The 23,765-nt window shown below is 71.1% G+C and carries 29 protein-coding genes; 19 read left to right on the top strand and 10 right to left on the bottom strand.

Annotated features, from left to right (window positions below; genetic code table 11):
• The first annotated feature begins 79 nt into the window (after window positions 1–79).
• The 3 genes from ABFJ78_RS01615 to ABFJ78_RS01605 are packed head-to-tail and all read left to right on the top strand — an operon-like array spanning window position 80 to window position 2,314.
• Window positions 80–1,459, top strand: coding sequence for a 3'-5' exonuclease (locus tag ABFJ78_RS01615; protein ID WP_436383759.1), 1,380 nt, complete (start codon window positions 80–82; stop codon window positions 1,457–1,459).
• A gap of 25 nt (window positions 1,460–1,484) precedes the next feature.
• Window positions 1,485–2,033 (top strand): AAA family ATPase, encoded by a 549-nt coding sequence (locus ABFJ78_RS01610; protein ID WP_436383757.1) that lies wholly within the window; start codon window positions 1,485–1,487, stop codon window positions 2,031–2,033.
• A gap of 23 nt (window positions 2,034–2,056) precedes the next feature.
• Entirely contained in the window at window positions 2,057–2,314 is a 258-nt protein-coding gene (locus ABFJ78_RS01605) for a DUF3024 domain-containing protein (RefSeq protein WP_436383756.1), read from the top strand.
• Here ABFJ78_RS01605 and ABFJ78_RS01600 read toward each other — a convergent pair.
• Window positions 2,311–2,622: a nucleotide pyrophosphohydrolase gene (locus ABFJ78_RS01600; RefSeq protein WP_436383755.1), complete on the bottom strand. Its 312-nt coding sequence runs from the start codon at window positions 2,620–2,622 to the stop codon at window positions 2,311–2,313. The two genes, ABFJ78_RS01605 and ABFJ78_RS01600, sit on opposite strands and share 4 nt — an antisense overlap.
• A 133-nt stretch (window positions 2,623–2,755) precedes the next feature.
• Between ABFJ78_RS01600 and ABFJ78_RS01595 the strand changes: the two genes are divergently transcribed.
• The 3 genes from ABFJ78_RS01595 to ABFJ78_RS01585 all read left to right on the top strand — a co-directional run bounded on the left by ABFJ78_RS01595 (window position 2,756) and on the right by ABFJ78_RS01585 (window position 6,792).
• A complete protein-coding gene (locus tag ABFJ78_RS01595; RefSeq protein WP_436383754.1) occupies window positions 2,756–3,676 on the top strand; it encodes a nitrate- and nitrite sensing domain-containing protein in 921 nt (306 codons plus the stop codon).
• An 88-nt stretch (window positions 3,677–3,764) separates the two neighbouring features.
• Window positions 3,765–5,090, top strand: coding sequence for a hypothetical protein (locus ABFJ78_RS01590; RefSeq protein ID WP_436383753.1), 1,326 nt, complete (start codon window positions 3,765–3,767; stop codon window positions 5,088–5,090).
• Between the two features lie 190 nt (window positions 5,091–5,280).
• Window positions 5,281–6,792 (top strand): hypothetical protein, encoded by a 1,512-nt coding sequence (locus ABFJ78_RS01585; protein WP_436383752.1) that lies wholly within the window; start codon window positions 5,281–5,283, stop codon window positions 6,790–6,792.
• Between the two features lie 4 nt (window positions 6,793–6,796).
• Here the strand turns inward: ABFJ78_RS01585 and ABFJ78_RS01580 are convergent, their stop codons facing one another.
• The 3 genes from ABFJ78_RS01580 to ABFJ78_RS01570 all read right to left on the bottom strand — a co-directional run bounded on the left by ABFJ78_RS01580 (window position 6,797) and on the right by ABFJ78_RS01570 (window position 8,770).
• On the bottom strand, window positions 6,797–6,943 hold the full coding sequence (locus ABFJ78_RS01580) for a hypothetical protein (RefSeq protein ID WP_436383751.1): 147 nt from the start codon (window positions 6,941–6,943) through the stop codon (window positions 6,797–6,799).
• Window positions 6,944–7,109: 166 nt separating this feature from the next.
• Window positions 7,110–8,042 carry a type I pantothenate kinase gene (gene coaA, locus ABFJ78_RS01575; RefSeq protein ID WP_329053240.1) on the bottom strand — a complete coding sequence of 311 codons (933 nt, stop codon included), beginning with the start codon at window positions 8,040–8,042 and terminating at the stop codon, window positions 7,110–7,112.
• A gap of 113 nt (window positions 8,043–8,155) precedes the next feature.
• Window positions 8,156–8,770, bottom strand: a complete 615-nt coding sequence (locus ABFJ78_RS01570) for a macro domain-containing protein (RefSeq protein ID WP_436383750.1) — start codon at window positions 8,768–8,770, stop codon at window positions 8,156–8,158.
• A 90-nt stretch (window positions 8,771–8,860) separates the two neighbouring features.
• Here ABFJ78_RS01570 and pheA point away from each other — a divergent pair, with 90 nt between their 5' ends.
• The 3 genes from pheA to ABFJ78_RS01555 all read left to right on the top strand — a co-directional run bounded on the left by pheA (window position 8,861) and on the right by ABFJ78_RS01555 (window position 11,147).
• Window positions 8,861–9,769 carry a prephenate dehydratase gene (pheA, locus tag ABFJ78_RS01565; RefSeq protein ID WP_436383749.1) on the top strand — a complete coding sequence of 303 codons (909 nt, stop codon included), beginning with the start codon at window positions 8,861–8,863 and terminating at the stop codon, window positions 9,767–9,769.
• Complete coding sequence (locus ABFJ78_RS01560; RefSeq protein ID WP_436383748.1) at window positions 9,766–10,383, top strand: histidine phosphatase family protein; 618 nt, start codon at window positions 9,766–9,768, stop codon at window positions 10,381–10,383. The genes pheA and ABFJ78_RS01560 overlap by 4 nt, the downstream gene beginning before the upstream one ends.
• Before the next feature lie 122 nt (window positions 10,384–10,505).
• On the top strand, window positions 10,506–11,147 hold the full coding sequence (locus ABFJ78_RS01555) for a DUF4232 domain-containing protein (RefSeq protein ID WP_436383747.1): 642 nt from the start codon (window positions 10,506–10,508) through the stop codon (window positions 11,145–11,147).
• Here ABFJ78_RS01555 and ABFJ78_RS01550 read toward each other — a convergent pair.
• The 4 genes from ABFJ78_RS01550 to ABFJ78_RS01535 form a co-directional block, all read right to left on the bottom strand.
• Window positions 11,144–11,626, bottom strand: a complete 483-nt coding sequence (locus ABFJ78_RS01550; protein ID WP_436383745.1) for a hypothetical protein — start codon at window positions 11,624–11,626, stop codon at window positions 11,144–11,146. The genes ABFJ78_RS01555 and ABFJ78_RS01550 overlap by 4 nt on opposite strands.
• A gap of 38 nt (window positions 11,627–11,664) precedes the next feature.
• A complete protein-coding gene (locus ABFJ78_RS01545; RefSeq protein ID WP_436383744.1) occupies window positions 11,665–12,921 on the bottom strand; it encodes an MFS transporter in 1,257 nt (418 codons plus the stop codon).
• A 73-nt stretch (window positions 12,922–12,994) separates the two neighbouring features.
• Window positions 12,995–13,345, bottom strand: coding sequence for a metallopeptidase family protein (locus ABFJ78_RS01540; protein WP_436383742.1), 351 nt, complete (start codon window positions 13,343–13,345; stop codon window positions 12,995–12,997).
• Window positions 13,345–14,370 carry a septum formation family protein gene (locus ABFJ78_RS01535; RefSeq protein ID WP_436383740.1) on the bottom strand — a complete coding sequence of 342 codons (1,026 nt, stop codon included), beginning with the start codon at window positions 14,368–14,370 and terminating at the stop codon, window positions 13,345–13,347. The genes ABFJ78_RS01540 and ABFJ78_RS01535 overlap by 1 nt, the downstream gene beginning before the upstream one ends.
• 94 nt (window positions 14,371–14,464) lie before the next feature.
• Here ABFJ78_RS01535 and ABFJ78_RS01530 point away from each other — a divergent pair, with 94 nt between their 5' ends.
• The 9 genes from ABFJ78_RS01530 to ABFJ78_RS01490 all read left to right on the top strand — a co-directional run bounded on the left by ABFJ78_RS01530 (window position 14,465) and on the right by ABFJ78_RS01490 (window position 20,515).
• A complete protein-coding gene (locus ABFJ78_RS01530) occupies window positions 14,465–15,076 on the top strand; it encodes a hypothetical protein (protein ID WP_436383739.1) in 612 nt (203 codons plus the stop codon).
• Entirely contained in the window at window positions 15,077–16,243 is a 1,167-nt protein-coding gene (locus ABFJ78_RS01525) for a glutathionylspermidine synthase family protein (RefSeq protein ID WP_372667724.1), read from the top strand. It begins immediately after the preceding gene.
• Between the two features lie 37 nt (window positions 16,244–16,280).
• Entirely contained in the window at window positions 16,281–16,733 is a 453-nt protein-coding gene (locus ABFJ78_RS01520; protein WP_436383737.1) for a DUF350 domain-containing protein, read from the top strand.
• Window positions 16,734–16,800: 67 nt separating this feature from the next.
• Complete coding sequence (locus ABFJ78_RS01515) at window positions 16,801–17,706, top strand: haloalkane dehalogenase (RefSeq protein ID WP_436383736.1); 906 nt, start codon at window positions 16,801–16,803, stop codon at window positions 17,704–17,706.
• Window positions 17,707–17,888: 182 nt separating this feature from the next.
• Window positions 17,889–18,029, top strand: a complete 141-nt coding sequence (locus ABFJ78_RS01510; protein WP_436383735.1) for a hypothetical protein — start codon at window positions 17,889–17,891, stop codon at window positions 18,027–18,029.
• Entirely contained in the window at window positions 18,005–18,259 is a 255-nt protein-coding gene (locus ABFJ78_RS01505) for a hypothetical protein (RefSeq protein ID WP_436383734.1), read from the top strand. Before ABFJ78_RS01510 ends, ABFJ78_RS01505 begins: the two co-directional genes overlap by 25 nt.
• Window positions 18,256–19,170: a hypothetical protein gene (locus ABFJ78_RS01500; RefSeq protein ID WP_436383733.1), complete on the top strand. Its 915-nt coding sequence runs from the start codon at window positions 18,256–18,258 to the stop codon at window positions 19,168–19,170. The genes ABFJ78_RS01505 and ABFJ78_RS01500 overlap by 4 nt, the downstream gene beginning before the upstream one ends.
• Before the next feature lie 15 nt (window positions 19,171–19,185).
• Window positions 19,186–19,620, top strand: coding sequence for a hypothetical protein (locus ABFJ78_RS01495; RefSeq protein WP_436383732.1), 435 nt, complete (start codon window positions 19,186–19,188; stop codon window positions 19,618–19,620).
• 49 nt (window positions 19,621–19,669) lie between these two features.
• The gene (locus ABFJ78_RS01490) at window positions 19,670–20,515 is read left to right on the top strand and encodes a hypothetical protein (RefSeq protein WP_436383731.1); all 846 of its coding nucleotides are present in this window, start codon (window positions 19,670–19,672) and stop codon (window positions 20,513–20,515) included.
• On the opposite strand, the gene ABFJ78_RS01485 is transcribed toward ABFJ78_RS01490, so the two are convergent.
• Window positions 20,512–21,366: a helix-turn-helix transcriptional regulator gene (locus tag ABFJ78_RS01485; protein WP_436383730.1), complete on the bottom strand. Its 855-nt coding sequence runs from the start codon at window positions 21,364–21,366 to the stop codon at window positions 20,512–20,514. The genes ABFJ78_RS01490 and ABFJ78_RS01485 overlap by 4 nt on opposite strands.
• Window positions 21,367–21,460: 94 nt before the next feature.
• On the opposite strand from ABFJ78_RS01485, the gene ABFJ78_RS01480 reads away from it, so the two are divergent.
• A complete protein-coding gene (locus tag ABFJ78_RS01480; RefSeq protein ID WP_436383729.1) occupies window positions 21,461–22,387 on the top strand; it encodes an SDR family NAD(P)-dependent oxidoreductase in 927 nt (308 codons plus the stop codon).
• Here ABFJ78_RS01480 and ABFJ78_RS01475 read toward each other — a convergent pair.
• Window positions 22,384–23,676, bottom strand: coding sequence for an aspartate aminotransferase family protein (locus ABFJ78_RS01475; protein ID WP_436383728.1), 1,293 nt, complete (start codon window positions 23,674–23,676; stop codon window positions 22,384–22,386). The genes ABFJ78_RS01480 and ABFJ78_RS01475 overlap by 4 nt on opposite strands.
• Between the last annotated feature and the right edge of the window lie 89 nt (window positions 23,677–23,765).

The raw sequence follows: 23,765 nt of genomic DNA, 5'->3' as shown, positions 1-23,765 counted from the left end.
TGTTGCCGTCACGATCACGTCACAAACAGCGCTTCCGGCCCGAAAAGCTGTCACAAGACGCGGCCGCGGAACGACCCGGGTGGACGTGATCGAACCTCTTTCGCTGCACGGCGCCGGCGGTCATCCCGCGTATGGAACCGACTTCACGGCCGTCGACATCCGGACCACCGGGCTGCGCCCCGGGCGCGTCGTCGAGCTCGCCGCGGTGCGGGTGCACGCCGACGGCTCGATCGCCGGTCAGCTGACGACGCTGGTGAACCCGGGCGCCGGGGTGCCGCCGGGTCCGGCGCACGGCATCACGCGAGCGGAACTCGACGACGCGCCGTCGTTCGGCGAGGTCCTCGGGCCGCTGCTCGACCTGTGCGCCGGCAGCGTGCTCGTGGCCCACGACCTGGCGTTCGTCTCCGCTTTCCTCGGCGCCGAGATCGGCGACCTCGGGGTCCGGATGCCCGTATTGCCGGGGATTTCGACGTTGGCGGTGGCGCAGTCGGTCGTGCGGCTGCCGAACTACCGGCTCACCACGGTCGCCCACGCGCTGGGCGTGCCGGCCCGGCCCGGGCAGCCGGCGTTGTCCGGCGCGAGGACGGTCGCCCGCCTCGTGACGAGCATGGTCGAGCGGTACGGGTTCACGTTCGCGGCCGCACCAGTCCTGCCCGCCCTGCCCCGGTTCGCCGGCGGCCGGCTGCTCCCGCGCGGCGAGGTGCCGCCGGTGGAGCCGGGGTGGATGGCCGACGCGGTCGAGCGGGTCGCGGCCGGCCGGGACGGCGACGCCTACCTGGACCTGCTCGCGGAAGTCGTCGCGGACCAGCACCTGACGCCGGACGAGGTGACGGCGCTGGCCGCGTTGGCGGCCGAGGCCGGGCTGTCCGGCGCGCGGGTGCGGTCGACGCACGAACAGCTCGTGACGGCGCTGCGGGAGATCGCCGAACGGGACGGCGTCGTGACCGCCGCGGAAGCGCGCGAGCTGCGGCAGGTGGCGACCGCGCTCGGCGTCGCCGGGGTCGACGTCCGGCCGGCCGGTGGCGGGAAGGCGACCCGGGTCCTGGTGCTCGGGACGAGCGTGGACGCCGACCGGATGCGGGCGCGCGTGCTCGAGGAGGGCGTCCAGCTGGCCAAGAAGCTGACCGCGAGCGTCACGCACCTCGTCGTCGACGCGACCGTGCCCGCCGGCGAGCCGCGGGTGGCCCGGGCCGCCGAGCTGGGGGCCGAAGTGCTCGACGTCCGCGCCGCACCGGTCGCGCTCGGGTTCGAAGTACCCGCGCGCGAGGCTGTCGCGGCGGGGCGGCCGGCGAAGGTGGTCGGCGGCCGGGTGCTGATGGGCGTCGGACTGCTGCTGATGTTCATCGTCGTCGTGGCGATGTTCGGGGGCACGCCGCTGGCGGCCGGGATCTTCGTCGCGGTGCTCGGGGTCGGCGCACTGCTCGGCGGGTGGTGGATCGCCGAGCCGGCGCCGCGGTGAGCCGGGTTTCGGTACCGTCGGGCCGGTGCCGAGACTGATCCACTTGAACGGGCCCTCCGGGATCGGGAAGTCGACGATCGCGCAGGCCTACGCCGAGCGGCGGCCCGGGGTGCTGAACCTGGACACCGACCGGGTCGTCTGCCTCATCGGGGGCTGGCGGGACACCTTCTTCGAGACCTTCAAGGCCGCGCAGCTGCTCACCCTCGCCATGGCCGAGACGCACCTGCGGACCGGGCACGACGTCGTCATGCCGCAGCTCGCCACCCGCGTGGCCGACATCCAGCCCTTCGAGGACGCTGCCGAACGCTGTGGCGCCGAGTACCGGGAAATCCTGCTCACCGCCGGCAAAGCCGTCGCCGGGGCGCGGTTCGCCGGGCGGGCCGCCACGGGCGGTGCCGAGGGCATCGACGCCGTCATCAACCGGATCGGCGGGGTCGCCGTCGTCGAACGGATCCACGACCAGCTCGGCGCCTACCTCCCGCAGCGGCCGGGCTGCCGGGTCGTGGCCACCGACGGGCGCACGACCGCCGAGACCTACGCCGACGTCGTCGCGGTCCTCGGCGAGACCGGCTGACGGCCGTGCGGTTCACTGGGGGCATGGCGGCGATACCCGAGCTCGCGATGCGGCAGATCGAACGGTGGTGTGCCCGGCGCCGCGTCGAGTGCCGGGTGCGGGGTGGCGTGGTCACCATCGTCGAACTCCACGCGGACGGCTCCGAAACGGGCCTCGCGCAGCTGCGGTTCGACGAGTTCGGGATCTGGTCGATGCTGCGGTCCGACGGCGACGGCGGGTGGCTGGCCGATCCGGACGCGCCCGTCGCCAGCACCCCGCCGCCGCTGTTGAGCGAAATCTAAGCCGGGAACCGTTTCTCGTTGCGGTCGATCTTCGCGTGCGCCGCGGCCGCCAGGTCCACGCCCAGGCGGTCCGCCAGCTGGAGCAGGTACAGCGTGACGTCCGCGATCTCGTCCAGGACGTTCGCCGCCAGCGCCGGGTCGTCGCGCCACGCGTCGGACTCCTCCGGGGTCAGCCACTGGAACAGCGACGTCAGCTCGCCGACTTCGCCGGACAACGCCATCACGAGGTTCTTCGGGGTGTGGTACGGCTCCCAGGCTCGGGCCGCCGCGAAATCGCGGAGGCGCTGGGTCACGTCGTCGAAGGTCACGCGCCGATTGTCCTCAGCCGTCACGGTGCGCTAACGGCCGTATGGCGGACCGGCGTTGACCGGTGAATCTCTCACTCAATAGGTTGAACTCCGTCGGGATGCTTGCGGGGCTTGAGGCTGGGAAAGGAACGTCTTGAAGTACCTGCGATCCGTCCGCGGCCGCATGCTGTGCATCGCGTTCGTGCCCGGCGGCGCGTTCGTCGTCGTCGCGCTCGTGATCGCGTTCTTCCTGGTCCACCAAGCGAACCGGACGCAGGACGGCGCCGTGCGGACGGCCGAGGCGGCGGAGCGGACCGCGAGCGCCGTCGGGTCGCTGCAGGGTCAGCGCAGCGCCGCGATGTCCGTGCCCGACCAACGGACCGCCGCGTACGCGAATTTCACCCAGCGGATCGACACCGCCATCGCCGGCCTGCGCGAGTACGCCCGGCACGCGCCCGACGCGGAATCCGCCTACCAGCAGACCACCGCCGTCGAGCTGCTTTCCGTCGCCGAAGGCATGGACCGCTCCGATTCCCTCGCCCTGGCGGGGATCGACGGCGTGACGCGGCGGCCGTTCACCGAAGCCGTCGCCGCCTACCGGGCCGAACTCGAGCGGATCGCGCCGCAGCTCACCGAAAGTGGCCGTACCGCGTACGAATCGCTCACGCGCAGCGCCGATTGGAGCAGGCTCGCGGCCGTCGAGGACGCGCTGGCCGCCGCCGAACCGTTGCCCATCCCGGAGTCCACGTGGCGCAGCGCCGCCTACCGCGTGTCCCAGCAGCTCGGCAACCTGTACGCCCAGCAGAGCCAGTACGCCGTGCAGCTCACCCTCGACGACGGCCGCCGCACGCTCGCCGGCGCGATCGCCGCCGGCGCGGCCCTGCTCCTGTGCGCCGGGCTCCTGCTCGTCGTCGTGCGCCGGCTCGTCGCGCGGGTGCCCGTGCCGGTCGTGCCGATCATGGTGCCGACGATCCAGGCGGCGATCCCGCGGCCCCGCCACGCTCGGTCACGGCGGCCGCGCGTGCCCGAGCCGTGGCCGATGAAAGCCGTGCTCGACGACTTGCGCCGCCGATGAGGGCGTCACGACCAGTCACCGGTTACGCCGAAAAGAGCACGCGGTTGGACCACACGCCGGACTGGTGCGGTCGGGCAGACTGGTCCGCGTGAGTCCCCACTCGGATCTTCGCCCCTACTTGCGCACTTTGGACGCGGAGACGCTGGCGGACCTCTTGCACGCCCAGGCCGAGCGTGACCCTGAGTTGCGGCATTCGCTCGAACTGCGCGCCGCCACCCAATCCGGTGACGTCAGCGAAGCGCACCGCCTGCTCGACACGGCGGTGCCGGACGGCAACGGCGAATACACCGCGAAGGTCGGCGCCGTCCTCGACACGCTGCAGCGGATGCTCGACGCCGGCAGCCGGGCCGACCTGGCCCCGCTCGCCCGCCGCACGGTCGACGACATCAGCGAGGTGCTGGAGCAGTCCGGCGACCCCGCGGGCGACCTCGGCGACCGGCTGGACCGCGCCGTCGAGCTGTACGCCCGCGCGTGCGCCGCCCGGCCGCCGGACCCGGAGAAGCTGGCCGACTGGATCCTCGAGGTCGAGTTCGACGGCCCCGGCCGCCCGGCGATCGACCTCGCCGACTTCGCGACGGCGCTGGGCGAACCCGGCCTGCGCTGGATCAAGTCCACTGTGGACGACGTGCTCGCGGCGAGCGGGCCCGGCCACCGCCGGGACGTGGCCGAAGGGCTGCGCGAACAGCTGGCCGAGGTGCTCGGCGACGTCGACGAGCTGGTCGCGATCCTGTCCGCCAAGCCGCCGCGGCGCGACGTCAGCCTCAAGATCGTCCGGGTGCTGCGAGCGGCCGGGCGGCACAGCGAGGCCATCGCGCACGCCGCCCGCGCGCTCACCCAGGACAAGAAGCCGCCCGAGCCCGAACCCGCACCCGATGACGAAACCTCCCGGCGTCGCCAGGAGTTCGACGCCGAGCCGGGCCGCGAGACGTACGCCGCGCTGCGCGAAGCCGCGACGGCCGACGGGAAGTGGCCCGCGCAGCGCCGGGCCGCGCTGACCCGCCTGCGCGAACGCGCCGCGGAGGGCGGGGCCGACGAGCTCGTCCACGTCCTGCTCGACGACGGCCGTCCGGACGAAGCCTGGCGCGCCTGCGTGCGGTTCGGAGCGTCGCCGGAGCTGAAGCTCGAACTCGCCGAGCAGCGCGCCGCGGCGCACCCGGCCGAGACGATCCCGGTCTTCCGCGAGCACGTCGACGAGCTCATCGAGCGCAAGGACCCGCAGGCCTACCAGGAAGCCGCGCGCCGGCTGAAGCTGTTGCGCACCTTGCACAAGCGCGCCGAGACGCCGGACGAATTCACCGCTTACCTCGCGACGCTGGTGGAAACCCACCGCCGGAAAACCCGCCTGATCACGGAAATCCGGACCGCGCGGATCGCCTTGCCGAAAGCCGTAACCTCGCCCCGCACCCCTCGTTGACCGAGGTGAACCGGTGATTCACGTGCACCGGGACACCGCAAGCCCGCCAAGGCGGTCACCCGCTCTGGCCAGCGACGTCGCGGTGGCCCTGCTCCGCCGTCCGGCTCGGCGCCTCCCCGTCGAGCACGCGGCCGGGACCCGCGCCAGGGCCACCGCGACCGCTCGGGTTGCGCGATGAAAACATGAGCACATGAGCCCGGTGAGTCGCGCCCGCAAGAAGGCACCGCAGCCCGTCACCCACAGCGTGACCGGCCTGTTCAAGGACGTCCTGAACGACTTTTCCGCGCTGGGCGCCGACCCCGCGCCGGTGGACGTCGAGCTGCTCGCCTCCGAGGTCCTCGGCCAGTTCCGCGACGTGCCCCTCGAAGAGGGCGACGAGCCGCTCGGCCTGGACCTGATCGCCTTCGCGCAGCGCAAGATCACGCCGGGCGCGGCCGCGCTGCTGGCCGCGCTGAAGGTCGTCGCGGAGACCGACGTCGAGCGGAAGGCCGCCGAAGACGGCTTGCAGGTCGTCCTCGGCCGCGGCATCCCCGCTCCGAGCTGGGCCGGGGCGCTGGGCCAGGTCACCGCCGGCGAGTGCTGGCGGACCGGCGACGTCTACGGCGACGAGTCGTCGCTGCTCTGCGTCTTCGCCCACGACGACCAGGCGCACGGCCTGCTCGCGCTGCTCGACTTCACCGAGGGCGGCCGGGTGCGGGACCTCGTCGTGATCGAGCAGCCGGAAGAGGTGCTCGCCGAGATGCGGGCGCAGGCCGACGCCGACCCGGAGCTGGTCGCCTTCGAGGCGGTCGACCCCGCCGAGGCGCACCGCCTGCTCGCCGACGGCCTCGACGCGACCGACCACCTCGAGGACGCCGACGTCAGCGAGGACTACGCGCGCTTCCACGCGGTCGCGTTGCTGTGGTCGCGCGCGCTGCCGGAGCCCGCGCTCGTCCCCGAGGTCGCCGAGTGGTCCGACACCGAACGCGCCGCCGTCGTCGAGCAGTTCGTCGCGGCGAGCGGCGAGGACGCCGGCGCCGCCCGCGCGATCGGGGCGCTCCTGCTGGAACACGGCGTCCGCACCGATCCGGCCAACCCGCTGCGAGTCGGCCCGGAGAAGATCGCGCGGTTCCTCGAAGGGCTGCTGGGCGAGGAGTTCGAGCTCGACGCCGAGCACGAGGACGCCGTCGAGCCGGTCGTGCTGGCCTGGGTGCAGTGGACGGCGGACCGCGCCGGCCTGACCGAGACCGCGGTCGCCGCGCTCGACGAGGCCGTCGCCGACTACCTGAGCGAGTACTCCGACGAGGACGACTCGCCGCTCGAGCGCTACTTCGGCGACGTCGGCGAACTGTCGCCGACCGAGCTGGCGGACGCGCTGGAACGCCGGATGTTCGCGGTGCCGTCGCTGACCACGGAGATCGAGGACGAAGAGGTCGACCTCGACCCCACCGACCCCGAACAGCGCCGGGCGCTGGTCATCGCCGAGGCCGACGAGGACGAGGAAGAGCAGCGGCTGGTGCTGCGCGCGACGATCGTCGACCAGCTGTGGGACGACGAGCCCGCCGAAGCGTGGCAGGCCGTGCAGCGCCTGCAGGAGGGCGAACTCGACCGCGACGAGATCTTCGAGCAGCTGATCGACGCTCTGGAAGGCAGCTTGCTGGAGTCCGAGGAAACGCTCGAATACGACGCCGACGCCTACGTGGAGGCGCTGACCGAACTCTGAGGCTCTAGGGGAGGGGGTTCGCGGACTTCGCCTTGCGCCGGCGCTCCTGCAGCCGGTCGTCGAAGTCGACGACGAAGGTTCCGGCGGCCATCGCGATCAGCAAGGCCAGACCGAGCACCGCACCGACCCACGTGAGGATCATCGTGAACATCGTGGGCCTCCTCCCCAGCTCAGAGCCGTTTTCCTGACTCCTTCAGGGTCGCTTTCCGAACGGGCGTCCGGTATCGGCCAACCGGTTAGGCCTCGCCGCCTCCCCTCGGCCGATCGGCCGGGGTTCGGGGGCAGAGCGTACGGATGGTGCGCATGTGGGTGATGGATCAGAGCTTGCGCAGGCGGACGCGGTTGATCGCGTGATCGCAGTCCTTGCGCAGCACGAGCGTCGCCCGCGGGCGCGTCGGCTTGATGTTCTCCATCAGGTTCGGCTCGTTGATCGACCGCCACAGGTGCCGCGCTTCGGCGCGGGCCTCGTCGTCGGGCAGGCCGGCGAAATGGTGGAAGTGCGACGCCGGGTCGGCGAACGCCGTGTGCCGCAGCTCGAGGAACCGCTCGATGTACCAGCGCTGGATGTCGTCGGTGTGCGCGTCGACGTAGATCGAAAAGTCGAAGAGGTCGGACACCATCAGCCGCGGCCCCGGCTGCAGCACGTTGAGGCCTTCGACGATGAGGATGTCCGGCTGCTGCACGACCTGCTCCTGGCCGGGCAGGATGTCGTAGGCCAGGTGCGAGTACACCGGTGCGGCGACGCGCTCGGCGCCCGACTTCACCTCGGTGACGAACCGCAGCAGCGCGCGGCGGTCGTAGCTCTCCGGGAAGCCCTTGCGGTGCATGATCCCGCGCCGCATCAGCTCGGCGCGCGGGTACAGGAACCCGTCGGTGGTGACCAGGTCGACGCGGGGGTGGTCCGGCCAGCGGGCGAGCAGCGTGCGCAGGATGCGGGCGGTGGTCGACTTGCCGACCGCCACGCTCCCGGCGATGCCGATGACGAACGGGACCTTCGTGCCGCGGGAGTCGTCACCGAGGAACGTCGTGGTCGCTTCGTAGAGCCGCTGGCGCGCGGCGACCTGCAGGTTGATCAGGCGGGACAGCGGGAGGTAGACGTCGGCCACCTCGGCCAGGTCGACCTGCTCGCCCAGGCCGCGCAGCCGCAGCAGCTCGGCCGCGGTCAGCGGCAACGGCGTCGAACTTCGCAGTTCTTTCCATTGTTCCCGGTGCAGCTCGACATACGGGCTGAGTTCGCGGACCCGGGTCATCGCACACTCCTCCGGCCGTCGCCTGCACTGGCGGACGTTCACCTGCGTGATTAACGGTAGGGCTTACGGCCGGTTAAAGCGCTGTGATGTAGTCCACCCCGGGTTTCGGGTGATCACCGCGTGTGACGGAAGACCTCTTCCCACGCCGCCGCGACCTGGCGCGCGCACGTGGCGGGGTCGACGCCGCCGACGCCCGTGCCGAGGCCTGGCATCGCGATCGTGTCGACGATCTCCCGCACCGGCCCGTCGTCGAGCTGCCCGTCGCGCCACTGGAGGAACACCGCGCGCGCCGCGAGGTAGGGGTGCACGGTGTCGGCGGGCAGCCGCTCGCCGGGTTCGCGCATGGTCGGCGCGCTGATCAGCCACGCCGGCTCGGCCTCGCCGGTCGGCACGACCACGGCCTCGCCGATCGGCAGCTCACCGCCGTGAAAAGCCAAAACGGCACTGCGGACGCTCTGCTCGATCCCGGGGAACGCCCGCGCGTAGACGGCGTCGATCCCGCCGCGCATCCAGCCGTAGGAGTTGGCCGGGCTGACCACGGCCTGGGCGACGACGTCGAGGACCGACCCGCGGTGCACCCGGACGCGGCCCGTCAGCTTCTTGGCGGCGGCGGCCCACGCGGTGGCGAGTGGTTCATCGACGGCGCACAGCACCAGCTCCGGTGTGCGAGGGGAGACCGGCGGGTGCGTGCCCTCACGGCCGGTGTGCGTGCCCGAGTCGGCGGTCACGCCCTTAGCATCGCAAAAAATGCCACCGGGCGTAACCGGTTGGCGTACCGGCTGTCCGAGTGAAAGTCGCCACCCCCGTAGCCTGGGGATGTGTCACGCATCGCATACTTCGGCCCCCAGGGGACCTTCACCGAACAGGCCGCGCGGGTCCTCGCCGGCGGCGGAGAACTGATTCCGGTCGAGACCGTCCGGCTGGCGATGACGGCCGTCCGCAAGGGCGAGGCGGACGCCGCGTGCGTCCCCATCGAAAACTCGGTCGAGGGCGTGGTGCCCGCCACCCTCGACGCGCTCAGCGAGTCGACCCCGCTGGTCGCCGTCGCCGAGGCCATCCTGCCGATCCACTTCAGCGTGCTGACGCGGCGCGGCGGCGGCGACATCAAGACCGTCGCCAGCCACCCGCACGCGCTCGCGCAGGTCCGCGAGTGGCTGGAGGCGAACCTGCCGGACGCGAGCCCGGTGGCGTCGTCGTCGACGTCGGCGGCTGCGGTCGGCGTGCTGGAGGGCCAGTTCGACGCGGCGGTGTGCGCGCCGGTCGCCGTCGAGCACTACGACCTCGACGTGCTGGCCACCGAGGTCGCCGACGTCAGCGACGCGGCGACGCGGTTCCTGCTGGTCCGCCCGCCGGGCGAGCTGCCGGAGCCGACGGGCGCCGACCGGACGTCCGTGGTCGCCGCGGCCGTGAACCGCACCGGCACGCTCGCCGAGCTGCTCACCGCGCTGGCCGATCGCGGGATCAACCTGACCCGGCTAGACGCGCGGCCGACGCGGAACAACTTCGGCGAGTACCGCTTCTTCATCGACTTCGAGGGGCACGTGGCCGAGCCGCGGATCCTCGACGCGCTGACGGCGTTGCGCCGGCACTGCCGCAACCTGCGGTTCCTCGGCTCGCACCCGCGTGCCGACGGGACGCGCACCACGATCGAGCCCGGCTTCGGCAACGACGACTTCGTCGACGCCGCCGTGTGGGCCGACGCGGTCCGCAAGGGGGACCTGGCGTGAGGTTGCTGCTCATCCGCCACGGGCAGACCGAAGGGAACGTCCGCGGCGCGCTCGACACCGCCCTGCCCGGCCCGCCACTGACCGAACTGGGCCGCAAGCAGGCCGAAGACCTCGCGTTCCGGCTGGCGGGGGAGCCGATCGCCGCGGTCTACGCGTCGCAGGCGACCCGCGCGCAGCAGACGGCCGCGCCCCTGGCCGCGCGGTTCGACCTGGACGTCCAGGTCGTCGACGGCGTCCACGAGGTGACCGCCGGCGACCTGGAGGGCGCCACCGACCACGAGTCGATCCGGACGTACATGGAGATCGTGCGGCGGTGGACGCTCGGCGAGCTGGCGCCGGCGCTGCCCGGCGGGGAGAGCGGCACCGACGTGCGCACCCGCATGCTCGACGCGGTCGGCAGGCTGCGCGCCAAGCACGAGCAGGCCGATCCGGACGGCGTCATCGCGCTGGTCAGCCACGGTGGCGCGATCCGGCTGTCGGCCGAGTGGCTGGCGGCGAACGTCCACGCGGACGTCGCCAACGCGGCGCTCATCCCGAACACCGGCCTGGTCGAGCTGGAGGCCCGGCCGGACGGCCAGTGGCACTGCCTGACCTGGGTCGACACGCCGCTCTGATCGTCACGAAAGTGTGATCCCGTCACGTTTAAGACACGTTTGGTGGGGAATTAACGAGGCGAACCAACCTGCCGGAGATCCGTACGTCTACCCAGTAGCACCACACCAGGGAGGCGATTGACATGGTTCGGACGAAGCTTTCTCGGTTGCTGCCGGTTGTCGCGGCTTCGGCGGGCGTCCTCGCCCTTTCCGCCTGCGGGAGTGGCGGGACCACCAACGCGGCGAGCAGCTCGACGCCGTCGACCACGGCGTCGCCCACCTCCACCACCGTCACCTCGACCGCGCCCAGCGCGACCAGCACGACGGCCGCCGCGCCGCCGGTCGCGCAGCCGGCCGACAACGGCCTTTGCAAGGCCGGCGACGTCACGCTGTCGCTCGGCCAGGGCGACGCCGGCGCCGGTTCGGTGTACCGGCCGCTGCTGATCAAGAACACCAGTGCGAAGCCGTGCGAGATCCAGGGCTTCCCCGGGGTCTCCTACGTGGCCGGCAACGACGGGCACCAGGTCGGCAAGGACGCGTTCCGCGAAGGCACCAAGGGCAACGCGGTCAAGCTGGACCCGGGTCAGTCGGCGGCCGCCGACATCCAGTTCGTCAACGTCCAGAACTTCGACCCGGGCACCTGCCAGCCGACGCCGGTGAAGGGCCTGCGCATCTACCTGCCGCAGGAGACGGCGTCGAAGTTCGTGCCCACCGATGGGACCGCGTGCGCGAGCACGAAGATCCCGGGCAACCAGCTGTCGGTGAAGACGGTCCACCCGGCCTAAATGCGGCCGCAGATCTCCTGGGCTTGCGCCAGGTGCCGCTGGCCCGAGATGTCGTTGAAGTGCAGGCTGAGCACCATCCTGGTGACGCCGTCGATGTGGTCGGCCAGCGGCTGGTAGGTGGCGTTGACCTGGGCCGCGGCCGCGGACAGCTCGCGCGCCGCGGTCATCCGGTGCAGCCGTTCGGGCGTGAGGCCGGGCGTCAGCGACGGCTGCGCGTCCCGGCTCGTGTCCGGCAGTTCGCCGACGCGGTCGAGGGCCTGGCACGCGGCCAGCGCGTCGTCGAGCGCGCCCGCGTGCACGCCGGACAGGCCCCACAGCAGCCCGAGCACGCCGCCGCCGAGCACGAACCCGGCCACCGCGCACAGCACGAGCAGCCGTCGTGACTGCGGTGGCGCCGCCTTGACCTCCTCGGACTCGCCCGGAGGCTCGTCGAAGTCGGGGCCGGCGTCGGTGCCGGTTCCGGGGTCCACGGTGCGCATAGCCGCCTCCTCACCACCGGGTGATGAGATATTTCAGCTCACAAACCCGGTTCCTGGTGCTGTAGCGGCGCGGCTGAGTCCGATTTGTCATCCAGCGGGAAGCGCCGCAGCGCGACGGCCGCGAACGCGGCGATCACCAGCATCGCCAGCCCCGAGACGGCGAACGTCCGCGCCGCCGTGCCGAGCGCCGTGGTCAGCACCCCGCCGAGCAGCGCGCCGAGCGGGATCGCGCCCCAGACGACCGTGCGCCACACCCCGAGCACCCGGCCGAGCAGCTCGCCGGGCACGAGCGTGTGCCGGGCGGTCGCGAGCACGACGTTCACCGCGACGACGGCGGCCGCGAACAGGCCGAACAGCGCCGCGCCCGCGACCGGCGAGCGCACCAGGCCCATGCCGCCGAACCCGCCACCGCAGCAGACGATCCCGCCGGCCACGACCGCGCGCCGCCCGGCCGCGCGCACCAGCCGCGGGGCGACGCCCGCGCCGAGCAGCCCGCCGATGCCGCCGACGAACGCGAAGAACCCGAAGGTCGCGTCGGACAGGTGGAGGTCGTCGAGCGCGTAGAGCACCAGCTGTGCCTGCGCGAGCTCGCTGACCAGGCTGAGCAGCCCGGCGATGACGACCAGCCGCAGCAGCAGCGCGTTGCCGCGCAGCCAGCGCAGACCGTCGGCCAGCGCGGTGCGCAACCGCGCCGGCGGTGCTTCGCCGCGGCCGCGGTAGGTGCCGGCCAGCCCGAGCAGGACCGCGGCCGCGATCGCGAAGCCCGCGGAGTTGAGGAAGAACGGGAAGGCGGCGAAGAGCGCGAAGGTCATGCTGCCGATCGGGCCGCCGAGGAACGTTTGGCCGACGATCTCGCACGCTTGCAGCTTGCTGTTGGCGCTGTCGAGCGAGCCGTCGCCGACGACGGCCGGGACCAGGGCGTTGGCCGCGCTGTCGGCGATCGTCTCGGCGGTGCCGATGACCAGGGCGGTCAGGTAGACCAGCCAGATCGTCATCCCGCCGGCCGCGACGAGCACGGCGAGGGTGCCGACCGCGACCGCGCGGGCGGTGTTCGCGACGACCATCGCGCGCCGCCGGTCGATCCGGTCGACCAGCGCGCCGGCGACGGCGGCGAAGAGCAGCCAAGGGAGGAACTGCGTCGCGGACAGCCCGGCGATGAGCACGGGGTCGTGGGTCAGGGTCGTGGCCAGCAGGGGCAGGGCCACCTTGCCGATGCCGTCGCCCAGGTGGGAGGCGGCGCTCGACGTCAGCAGCCACGTGAGTCTTCGAGCAGGGTTCACCGGATCCCCCAGCACTCATCGCAGTCACCCAATGACTTCGGGTAACAGGATAAGCGCGCGGTCAGCCGGTGGCGGTCACGTTGTGGCTTCAGCCCCAGCCGAGCTCGTGCAGCCGCGCGTCGTCGATGCCGAAGTGGTGCCCCAGCTCGTGCACGACGGTGATCAGGACCTCTTCGACGACCTCGTCCTCGTTCTCGCACATCGAGAGGATCGGCTGCCGGTAGATCGAGATCCGGTCGGGCAGCACCCCGCCGTAGGACGACGTCCGCTCGGTCAGCGCGATCCCGTGGTAGAGGCCGAGGATGTCCGGCGCCTCGTCGTTGAACTCCTCGACGAGCACGACGACGTTGTCCATCGCCCGCGCGAACTCGGCGGGGACCTCGTCCAGGGCTTCCGAGACCAGTTCCTCGAACCGCTCCCGGCTCATCTCGACGGGCATCAGCCGTTCGTCTTCGTCGACGGCGGGGCGGAGCTCGACGTCGCGGGGCCGCCGCCCCCGTCCGACGGCGGGCCGTCCTGGGGCTGGCCGCCGTCCGGGCCCGCGGGGGCGGCCTTGACGCTGCCGGTCACCGCCTGCAGGCCGCTCTTGTCCGGCAGGAGCGCCGCCACCTTGCAGTTGACCTTCGTCGAGCCGGCGTCCCAGCTCTCCTGCTCCCGCAGGTCCCAGGTCAGGATCAGCTTCTTGGCGTCGAGGTCCGCACCGCCGGTGTAGTCCGCTGCCTGCTTGTTGCACTCGGTGTCGAGCCAGGCCTTCTGGTCGTCCTGCTTCGGGTAGGCGTCCTTGAACTTCGATTTGAGGTCGAGGGTCGCGATGATCTCGTAGGAGTGCGGCTTCGCGCAGTCGATCGGGTCGCCGACGCCCTTGCCCTGCAGCGCGAGGCAGGTGCCCGGCTCGAACACGAGCGACTGGTCCTGCTCCTTCGCCGGCCCGGTGGTCGGCAGGAGCTTGCCGCCCGGGCCCGCCCACTGCAGGCCGCACCGCAGCTGGCGGTCGCCGTCCTCCCACTGCGACGGCGTCGGGCGCAGCAGGTTCGTCGTCAGCTTCCCGTACGGATCGAGGTTGTGACCGAGGTAGGGCTTCACGTCCGAGGTGCACTTCTGCTGCGCGATCTGCTGCCACTGGTCCAGCGACGGCACCGGCGCGCCCTCCGGGAACTGGGCGCCGATGTCGACGAGCGCGGTCACCTCGAACAGGTGCGGTTGGGTGCAGACGACCTTGTGCGCGTCGCTCGCGTCAGGGTTGTCCCAGGTCAGGCAGCTGCCGGGCGGGGAGTGGAAGGCCTCCTCGGCCTCCGCCGAGAGCTTGCCCGCCCCGCCGCCGGCGCCGCCGGCGAAGCCGCCGCTGCCGGTGAACAGGACGCTGAGGGCGAGCGCGATGAGCGCGCCCGCGAAGATCCCGCCCATCACGACGCGGGTGCGCAGCGTCTGCGTGGCGGTGGGGAACCGATCGGCGCTGGGAGACATCGCAGTCCATGATGCCCGCGCCGCGCGCGACGTGCGCGACCTGGGTGGTTAGGGTGGGTCACGGTTTCGTGGTGGCCGGGATTACGGAGCGCACATGACGCAGGACAACAACACTGGGGACCAGCCGCCCCCCGAGCCGCCGAAGCGCGGCTCGATGAGATTCCAGGACTCGAACACGCAGCCGAAGCAGCCTTCGCTCGCCGAGCAGCGCGCGCGTCAGCAGGCTTTGGCCCAGGAGGAGCGGGACGAGGAGCTGGCCCGCCAGGCCGACGCCAAGTCGGCGACCCGGCGCAAGATCCTCATCGGCAGCGGCGTCACGGTCGGGCTCGTCGGCCTGGTCGCGACGTTCTACACGGTCGCCAAGCCGCAGGGCGAGGTCACCGCCGTCTGCACCGACAACAGCGGTGTCATCCAGAACGACGACTACTGCGACGACAACTACGTGACCAGCCACGGCGGCTACCACAGCGGTGGCTTCCTGTTCCTGCCGATCCCGGGCGGCGGCTACAACAGCTACCGGTACAACTACGGCGGCACCGGCACGATCGGCCAGCCCGTCACCGGGGGTTCCTACGACCCGCCGTCGTCGCGGACCAGCGTCAACACGAAGTCCGGCAAGTCCGTCCAGCGAGGCGGCTTCGGCATCAGCGGCAAGAGCGGCAGCACCGGGGGCACCGGCGGCAGCGGCAAGAGCGGGGGATCGTAGGTGTACCGGGACCGGCGTGAGCCGCGGCGCGACTGGCAGCGGATCGTCGAGGAGCAGGGACTCGTCTACGGCACGCCGGCCCGCGACGCCAGCGGCCGGGTGCGGCCGTACTGGGACGAGTCGGTGCACTACGTCTTCGACATGGACGAGGTCCTCTCGCTCGAGGCGGACGTCGAACTGCTGCACTCGATGTGCCTGGAGGCCGTCGACAACGTCGTGACGACCGAGGGCTACCAGCGGTTCGGCATCCCCGAGTGGGTCTGGCCGCACATCGCCGAGTCGTGGAAGCGGCAGGACCCGCACGTCTACGGCCGGTTCGACCTGCGCTACGACGGCAAGTCGCCGGCGAAGCTGCTGGAGTACAACGCGGACACGCCGACCACGCTGCTGGAGGCGTCGCTGCTGCAGTGGCACTGGAAGACCGACGTCTTCCCGGACGACGACCAGTGGAACTCGATCCACGAGAAGCTCGTCGAGCGCTGGGCGTTCCTGCAGGACAAGCTGCCGTCGAACGAGCTGCACTTCACCTGGTCGGCGGCGGATCCGAGCGGCGAGGACAACGTCACCACGGCGTACCTGCAGGAGACCGCGGCCGAGGCCGGGCTGGACACGGTGGGGCTGGCGATCGAGGAGATCGGCTGGGACCCGGTGCTCAAGCGGTTCGTCGACCTCGAAGAGTCGCAGATGGCGACCGTGCTGAAGCTGTACCCGTGGGAGTGGGTGGTCGACGAGGAGTTCGGCCGCCACGCCGTCGAGTCGCTGCCGCGGACGCTCTGGATCGAGCCGCTCTGGAAGATGATCCTCTCCAACAAGACGCTGCTGGCGATCCTGTGGGAGAACTACCCGGGCCACCCGAACCTGCTGCCGGCGTTCGCCGACGACCCCGGCCTGCTCACCGAGTACGTCCGCAAGCCGAAGCTGGGCCGCGAGGGCGCGAACGTCCAGATCGTCGCGACCGGCTACGAGACCCAGACCGACGGCGTCTACGGCGCCGAAGGCTTCGTCTACCAGGCGTTCGACCCGCTGCCCGAGTTCGACGGCTACCGGCCGGCGCTGGGCGCGTGGATCGTCGGCGACAGCTCCGCCGGCCTGGGCATCCGGGAGACCGGCGGACTCGTCACCGACGACGGTGCGGCATTTGTCCCCCATCGCATCCCCGAAGCGTGATAAAACACCGCATCGCTGACCTTTTGGGAGAAAACTCGTGACCTCGACGCTTGCGCTGTCCGACACGTTCGGCTCCGACCTCGTGCGGGGGATCGGCGCGATCCTGCTGTACGGCGTCATCGGCCTCATTCTGATGTTCGCCGGCTTCTACGCGATCGACTGGACCACGCCCGGCAAGCTGTCGAAGCTGGTCACGCAGGGCCTGCCGAACGCGGTGATCGTGACCGCGTCCGGGATGCTGTCGATGGCGTTCATCGTCGTCGTCGCGATCTTCAACTCGGCCAGCGACCTCACCGAGGGCCTGATCACGTCGCTGGTCTACGGCCTGCTCGGGATCATCGTCCAGGTGATCGCGGTCCGGCTGCTGGAGTGGGCGACCCGCATCGACGTGGCGTCGACCATCGAGAGCGAGCACTTCGCCCCGGTGAGCATCGTCGTCGCGGCGGCGCACCTCGGCCTGGGCCTCGTGGTGGCGGTCGGCATCTCCTGACGCGCGGATGTGAGCCGGGTCACGCACAGCGTGGCCCGGCTCCGCCGTTCGCACTAGCGTGGGGTTCGTGCGCCTGCTGAGGACACCGGACGACCGGTTCACGGACCTGCCCGACTTCTCCTTCGAGCCCCGCTACGTCGAGCTCGACGACCCGCACGGCGGCGTGATCAGAGTCGGCTACGTGGAGGCGGGCCCGGCCGACGGCCCGGTCGTCCTCCTGCTGCACGGCGAACCGAGCTGGTCCTACCTGTACCGGAAGATGCTCCCGGTCCTCGCGTCGGCGGGCCTGCGCGCGATCGCCCCGGACCTGGTCGGCTTCGGCCGGTCCGACAAGCCGGGCGACCAGACCGACCACACGTACGCCCGCCACGTGGAGTGGATGCGCGGGTTCGCGTTCGACGCGCTGGACCTGCGCGACGTGACGCTCGTCGGCCAGGACTGGGGCGGCCTGATCGGGCTGCGGCTGGTCGCGGAGAACCCGGCGCGGTTCGCGCGGGTGGTCGCGGCCAACACGGGCCTGCCCACGGGCGACGTCGACATGCCGGCGGTGTGGCATTCGTTCCGCGAGGCCGTCCAGAAGGCCCCGGTGCTGGACGTCGCCCGGTTCGTCCAGTCGGGCTGCAAGTCCGAGCTGTCGGAGGCCGAGCGGGCGGCGTACGACGCGCCGTTCCCGAACGAGATGTACAAGGCGGCTCCGCGGGCGATGCCGGGCCTGGTGCCGTACCGGCCGGACGACCCGGCGTCGGAAGCGAACCGCGCGGCGTGGAAGACGTTGACGGAGCTGGAAATCCCGTTCCTGGTGGCGTTTTCCGACGGCGACCCGATCACCGGCGGGATGGGCCCGATCCTGAAGCGCTCGATGCGCGGGGCGTCCGGTCTGGACCACCCGGTGATCGCCGACGCGGGGCACTTCCTGCAGGAGGACAAGGGCGAGGAGCTGGCCGGCCACGTGGCCCGCTTCGTGCGGGGCTGAGCCGAGCGACCCGATGAGCACGTCCGGACGGTTGCCGTCCGGACGTGCTCGATAACAGGCCGTGAGGGATGCGATTCCAGCCCATCGACCCGTTTCTCGTACCTGATGGTGACTGACCGGCTACAGTCGCGACTTGGTGAGGGTTGCCCCAGGGCAACAGACGGGGAACGAGGGGTGGAACCGTGGTTCATCAAGGTAAAGAGTTCGGCGTCGACCTGTACGAGCTGGAAAAAGTGGCGAAGGTCGATTTCCCCACGATATCCGCTGATTACGGCGACGCGATCGGCAGCGCAACCGCGTGCGCGGCGACCTGGCCCGGGTGATGCGACGGCCGGAGCAGTTCGGCGGGGACACGCTCGGGCCGGTGTACCAGGCATATCTGAGCTTGCACGACACCGTGCTCGGGTATCTCAGCGAGACCAGGACCAATCTGGACGACACCGCCACCGCACTGGACAAGGCAGCGCGGCACTACGCGGCGATCGATCAATCGGCTCGTGACGAGCTTTACCGCCGTGCGCAGAACGACCCGGAACTGGGTGGGAAGCTGTGAGCTTCGACCAACTCTTGCAACACGCCAGGGATATCACCGACAAGGCCGTCGACCTGACGGAGAAGGAGCTGGCGCAGAAGGGAGCGACGCGGTCAGGTGCCAACCCCGACCGCAACGCCATCCGCCGGCACTTCGCTTTCATCGAGGCGATGTTCGAGCCGTACTCCAGGTTGCCCGATCCGGCCGGGTACGACCCGCTCATCGCGGACCTGAACGCGGCCATGGCGAAGCTGAACACCGGCTCCGTCAACAACACCGAGCTCAGCAACGACGTGAGCTTCGTGAATCCGCACCTGGACAAGATGACGACCGACGGTGGTTATCTGCAGGGGTGGACCGGAGACGCCGCGATGGCGTTCAAGGCCAATTTCGTCGACACCTTCAAGTCGGTTTCCGGTAACCAGTTCACGGTGCTTTCCACCCTCAAGGGCATCCTCCAGGCGCATCGTGAGATGTGGCTGAGGGCCCGCGCGGACATCGACAAGATCGCGGAAAACACGAAGAACGCTCTCGACAACGCCGGCGGCTGCGGCAAGAACCAGTGGAGCTTCGAGTTCTCGGTGCTCTCCGCGGTCAGCGCCATCGGCGGGGTGGTGGTCGCCGTGGCGACCGGGGGCGTGGTGCCGCTCGCAGCGATCGGTGCGCTCGCTTCGGTGGGCGGTGCCGGCGTCGCCGGCCTCACGGCGTCCGGGGACTCGGCCGAGACGATCGTCAATTCGATGAGGCAGGCGGTCGACGAACTCGGCAAGCACATCCAAGAGGTCGAAACGCAGCAGATCGCGCAAAAGGTGTTCGCGTTGACCGACGCGGTCAACGCGAACAAGGACAAGATAGTCGCCGCTCGCCCGAACCTCGCCGCGATTAACGACCGTGACCTCACCGGTGATGGCGGCATGGGCCGGTCGGACTAGGGCAGGAGGCGGACCATGGCGGATTTGGCCGAGAGGCTGGATGGAATTCGGGTCCACGTGCGGGCCCCTGGGACGGAAATCGAAGCGGAGCTTCGTCAGCGCACCGGTATCACCTTGTCGTTCGGGGAAAGCGTCTACGACTTCATCGACGAATCCGCGCTGGAAAGGGCCCTGGCCGCAACGGCGCGCCTGCTCTGGGTCGGGTGGCAATGGCAGTACCGGGCCGCGATCGAGGGGACGAATCTCAACATCGATGCCGACGACCTGCGGGATTCGAATTTCTTCGCCGACCGGGCCAAGGTCGAGGCGGTCGGTGCGTCGAACGACGAGCGGATCACGACAACCGCGGTGGGCATGGAGACGTTTTCGGTTCACATCGCGCCGGGCACCGTCCGTGAGTTGCCCGAGGACGAGTTCGCGGCCAGCGCGTCCGAGCGGCCACCAAGGTGATCCAGGATTTTCAAGCCAAGGTGGATGAGCTGAAGAAGCGGTACTACGAATGACGAAACGCAAGCTCGTCCTGTCTGCGCTCGTCGTGGCAGTGGTCGCTGCGGCCGGAATCACGGCGGAAGTGCTGTCGACCGGTGATGAGCCGGTCGCGAAGCCCTGTGACATCCCCGCTGCGGTTCCGGAACAGCCGGTCTCCGCGAAGATCGCGCCGGGCGATGGTGGGATCGAGGTCGCGGAAAAGGGGGTCTCGGCCACAGGCTTGGCCAGCATGGGCGCGGTCCTGCGCAACACCAGCCAGCGCATCGCCTACCGGACCCGGTTGACGCTCGAAGTGGTCGTGTCCGTCAACGGCCTGCCGCCGGGACCCGTTCAGGGGCCGCTGATGACCGTCGAGGTTCCGGTGCTGCTGCCAGGGCAACAAGCAGGCGTGGGCCGGCCCCTCGTCAACGTCGGCGGGACCGCCAAGGTGATCTCGGCGTACGTCGACGTGCGGACAACCACCTGGTTGCCGCCCGGTTCGCTCGGTGGCTTCAGCCCGGTGACCGACACCTACGAATCGACCAGCCGGGTCAAGGCCTCGCTGCCGGCCGACGCGGTGCGGTACACCGAGCGCTCGGCCAACTGCCGCGCGCTGGTCAGCCGCCGGACCGCCGTTGTTTTCCGGGGTGCGGACGGCAAGATCGTGGGCGGTGGCCTGCTGCCGCCCGACGGCAAGGGCAACCCGGCGGGCAGCGCGCAGCAGCCGCCGGCGAGCCCGTCGTGCGCTCCGGGTGAACGCAGTACCTGGGTCGTTCCCCTGCAGGCGATCCCGGCTGGCACGGACGACCCGCGGACTGAGCTGTACTCGTACTGCGATCTCAACGCCCCGCCTTCGGACGTGAACGCCGTCGACTAGGCGTCCAGCGACTGGGTGCCGAGGACGGTGGCGAGCTCCAAGCGGTCGGCGTCCTCGGTGCCGGGCTCGGCGGTGTAGACGCTGATGCGCAGGTCGTCCTGGGCGACCAGCAGCGTGTCGCAGTCGAGGGTGAGCGGGCCGACCGCCGGGTGGTCGATCGTCTTGCGGCGGGACGGGTCGGGCGGCGGTGGTGGCGCCTCGGCGTCCCAAAGCTCGGCGAAACGCGGGCTGCCCGCGGTCAGGTCCGCGATCAAGCGCCGCAACGCGTGGTCGGCGGGGTAGCGCGACGCCGTCAAGCGCAGGTCGGCCACGAGCCGGGCCTCGTGCTCGGCCTGCTCCTTCGCACTGTGGACCACCCGTGACGGCAGGCGCGTGACGTTGCGCCAGACCGCGTTGCGCTCCAAGCCGTGCCACGCGGTCGTGTCGCCCATCAGCGCGTTGTACGGCGCGTTGGCCAGCACGAGCGTCCAGCTCGCGTCGTAGACGACCACCGGGGTGTGCGACAGCCGGTCGAGCAGCCGCTGGACGCTCGGCGCGACCCGCGACGGCACGACCTCCGGGCCGGGCGCGGCGTGCCCGGCCAACCGGAACAGCAGGTCGCGTTCGACGTCGGACACGCGCAGCGCCCGGGCCAGCGACTCCACCACCTGCGCCGAGGGCGCGGTCGCGCGGCCCTGTTCGAGGCGGGTCAGGTAGTCGGCCGAGATGCCGGCGAGCGCGGCGAGTTCTTCGCGGCGCAAGCCACTGGCCCGGCGCCGCCGGCCCGCCGGGACGCCGACGGCTTCGGGTGCCACGCGATCGCGCCAGCGGCGCACTGTCCGGCCGAACTCCCACGCCTCCACGGTGTCCATTCTCCGACGATCCGGCGGCCGTTGTCCTGGCCCTGGCAGTCCTACGAAAACCGGACGACTGGTTGCCGCCCGGCCGCGCTCGCAGGCTGGAGCCATGACCGAACCAGGAACCGTCCTCATCACCGGCCCGACCCGCAACCTGGGCCGCCACGCCGTGCTGGCCCTCGCCGGCCGGCCTGCCGCGCAACGTCCCGACCTGCTGCTCGTCGGCCGCGCGGGCCGCGACCTGACCGCGGTCGCCGACGAGGCCCGCGCCCTCGGCGCCCGCGTCCGCGAGATCGGCTGCGACCTGGCGAGCCTCGCCGACGTCCGGGCCGCGGCGGCCACCGCGCGCGACTTGCTCGACGCCGGCGCCGTCCGTCCGCTGCGCGCGCTGGTCGCCAACGCCGGCACCATGTCGACCGACACCCGGCGCGCCTCGGCGGACGGCTACGAGCTGACGTTCGCCGTCAACTACCTCGCCCACGCCCAGCTCATCGGCGACCTGCTCGGTTCGTTCGCGGCGCCGGCGCGGGTCGTGCTGATCGGCTCGAACACCTACCAGGCCAACTTCTGGCGGAAGCTGCTGCACGTGCCCGAGGCCGAGTGGGCCGACCCCGTCGAGCTGGCCCGCCCGGGCACCGGCGAGCCCAGCATGGAAGCCTCCGGCGTCGCCTACTCCAACGCCAAGCTCGCGATCCTGTACTACGCCCACGAGCTGCAGCGGCACGCGGACGTCAACGTGTCCGTGTTCGAACCGGGCTGGATGCCCGGCACCGCACTGGGCCGCGGTGCCCCCGCGGCGCTCCAGGCGATGAGCCGCGCCCTGGGCCGGCTTCCCGGCGTCTCGAAACCGCAGCGTTCGGGACCCCTGCTCGCCGCGATGGCCGTCGACGACAAGTGGGCGCACCTGCGCGACGGCGCGTTCGTGGTGAAGGACAAGCTGACGGAGGTCCAGCCGGTCGCCCACGACCGCGATCGTGAGCGCCGGCTGTGGGAGGCGACCGCCGAGCTGCTGGAGCGGGCGGCCTCGCCGCGTTAGGCGAGTGCCGCGTGGGTGGCGGCCAGCGAGTCGACCAGGATGTCCAGGCCTTCCTGGGCTTCCTCGGCGGTGAGCGTCATCGGCGGGCCCAGCCGCAGGACGTTGCCGTGCAGGCCGCCCTTCCCGATCAGCAGGCCGCGCTTCTTCGTCTCCTCCAGCATCCGCGCCGCCGCCGGGACGTTGGGCTCCGTCGTGCCGGGCTTGATCAGCTCGACGCCGATCATCAGGCCTTTCCCGCGCACCTCGGCGACGATCGGCGAGTCGGCGGCGCGCAGCCCGGAGATAAGCTGCGACCCGCGGGCCGCGCAGTTGACCTGCAGGTCGTGGTCCTTGATGTAGTCCAGCACCGCCGTCGCGCCCGCCATCGACACCGGGTTGCCGCCGAACGTCGAGAACGACTGGGCCTGGAAGCAGTCCAGGACATCCCCGCGGGCCACCACGCCACCGACGGCGAGGCCGTTCCCGAGCCCCTTCGCGAACGTCATCATGTCGGGCGTCACGCCGTGCGCCTCGATGCCCCAGAAGTGCTCGCCCGTGCGGCCCCAGCCGGTCTGGACCTCGTCCGAGATGAACAGCACCCCGTACGAATCCAGGACCTCCTTCATCGCCCGGAACAGGCCGTCCGGCGGGAGGCTGAACCCGCCGACACCCTGGATCGGCTCGGCGATCAGGCACGCGACGTCGCCCGCCGTCGCCGTGTCGAGCACGTCCACCAGGTCCGCCACGCACGCCTTGATGTAGTCCGCGTCCGACAGGTCCCGGAACGGGCTGCGGTAGCGGTAACCGCCGTGGACGTAGTTGACCTTGACCGGGCTCAGCGCCGACGCCGACCAGCCGCGGTTGCCCGTGATCGCGACCGTCCCGAAGGACCGGCCGTGGTAGGAGTTCCGCATCGCCAGCACCTGGTTGCTGCGCCGGAACTGCGTCGCCAGCATCAGCGCCGTGTCGTTGGCCTCGCTGCCCGAGTTCGTGAAGAACACCTTCGCGTCCGGGATGCCGGACAGCTTCGCGATCCGCTCCGCCAGCTCGACCTGTGAGCGGATCAGGTACAGCGTCGAGGTGTGCAGGATGCCGGTGTCGAGCTGCTTGCGGACCGCGTCGCCGATCTCCGCGACGTCGTAGCCCATCGAGTTGGTCAGCACGCCGGCGAAGAAGTCGAGGTAGGTGCGGCCCTGGGAGTCGGTCATCCGCCGGTCGTGGGCGTGCACGATCTCAATCGGCTCTTCGTAGAGCAGGGACATCCAGGACGGCATGACAGCGCGGTGCCGGGCGAGCAGCTCATCGGTCATCGGGGCGCCTCCTCGGTGTTTCCTCGGAGTATGAGGACGCCGTGAACAGCGCTTCAACGATCAGACTGTCGGGATAACCCAGTAGGGAC

The sequence above is a fragment of the Amycolatopsis sp. MEPSY49 genome (assembly GCF_051337345.1).
Taxonomy (GTDB): Bacteria; Actinomycetota; Actinomycetes; order Mycobacteriales; family Pseudonocardiaceae; genus Amycolatopsis.
Note: the sequence above shows the minus strand (reverse complement) of the source record. Positions and strands in the feature narration are given on the sequence as shown.

What these genes read in the sequence shown, in the direction of transcription:
- ABFJ78_RS01550 (WP_436383745.1), bottom strand. Translation starts at nt 11,626, where the DNA reads ATGCGCACCGTGGACCCCGGAACCGGCACCGACGCCGGCCCCGACTTC.
- ABFJ78_RS01585 (WP_436383752.1), top strand. Translation starts at nt 5,281, where the DNA reads ATGAGCCCGGTGAGTCGCGCCCGCAAGAAGGCACCGCAGCCCGTCACC.
- ABFJ78_RS01605 (WP_436383756.1), top strand. Translation starts at nt 2,057, where the DNA reads ATGGCGGCGATACCCGAGCTCGCGATGCGGCAGATCGAACGGTGGTGT.
- ABFJ78_RS01540 (WP_436383742.1), bottom strand. Translation starts at nt 13,345, where the DNA reads ATGCCCGTCGAGATGAGCCGGGAGCGGTTCGAGGAACTGGTCTCGGAA.
- ABFJ78_RS01555 (WP_436383747.1), top strand. Translation starts at nt 10,506, where the DNA reads ATGGTTCGGACGAAGCTTTCTCGGTTGCTGCCGGTTGTCGCGGCTTCG.
- ABFJ78_RS01490 (WP_436383731.1), top strand. Translation starts at nt 19,670, where the DNA reads ATGACGAAACGCAAGCTCGTCCTGTCTGCGCTCGTCGTGGCAGTGGTC.
- ABFJ78_RS01535 (WP_436383740.1), bottom strand. Translation starts at nt 14,370, where the DNA reads ATGTCTCCCAGCGCCGATCGGTTCCCCACCGCCACGCAGACGCTGCGC.
- ABFJ78_RS01530 (WP_436383739.1), top strand. Translation starts at nt 14,465, where the DNA reads ATGACGCAGGACAACAACACTGGGGACCAGCCGCCCCCCGAGCCGCCG.
- ABFJ78_RS01485 (WP_436383730.1), bottom strand. Translation starts at nt 21,366, where the DNA reads ATGGACACCGTGGAGGCGTGGGAGTTCGGCCGGACAGTGCGCCGCTGG.
- ABFJ78_RS01495 (WP_436383732.1), top strand. Translation starts at nt 19,186, where the DNA reads ATGGCGGATTTGGCCGAGAGGCTGGATGGAATTCGGGTCCACGTGCGG.
- ABFJ78_RS01475 (WP_436383728.1), bottom strand. Translation starts at nt 23,676, where the DNA reads ATGACCGATGAGCTGCTCGCCCGGCACCGCGCTGTCATGCCGTCCTGG.
- ABFJ78_RS01480 (WP_436383729.1), top strand. Translation starts at nt 21,461, where the DNA reads ATGACCGAACCAGGAACCGTCCTCATCACCGGCCCGACCCGCAACCTG.
- ABFJ78_RS01580 (WP_436383751.1), bottom strand. Translation starts at nt 6,943, where the DNA reads ATGTTCACGATGATCCTCACGTGGGTCGGTGCGGTGCTCGGTCTGGCC.
- coaA (WP_329053240.1), bottom strand. Translation starts at nt 8,042, where the DNA reads ATGACCCGGGTCCGCGAACTCAGCCCGTATGTCGAGCTGCACCGGGAA.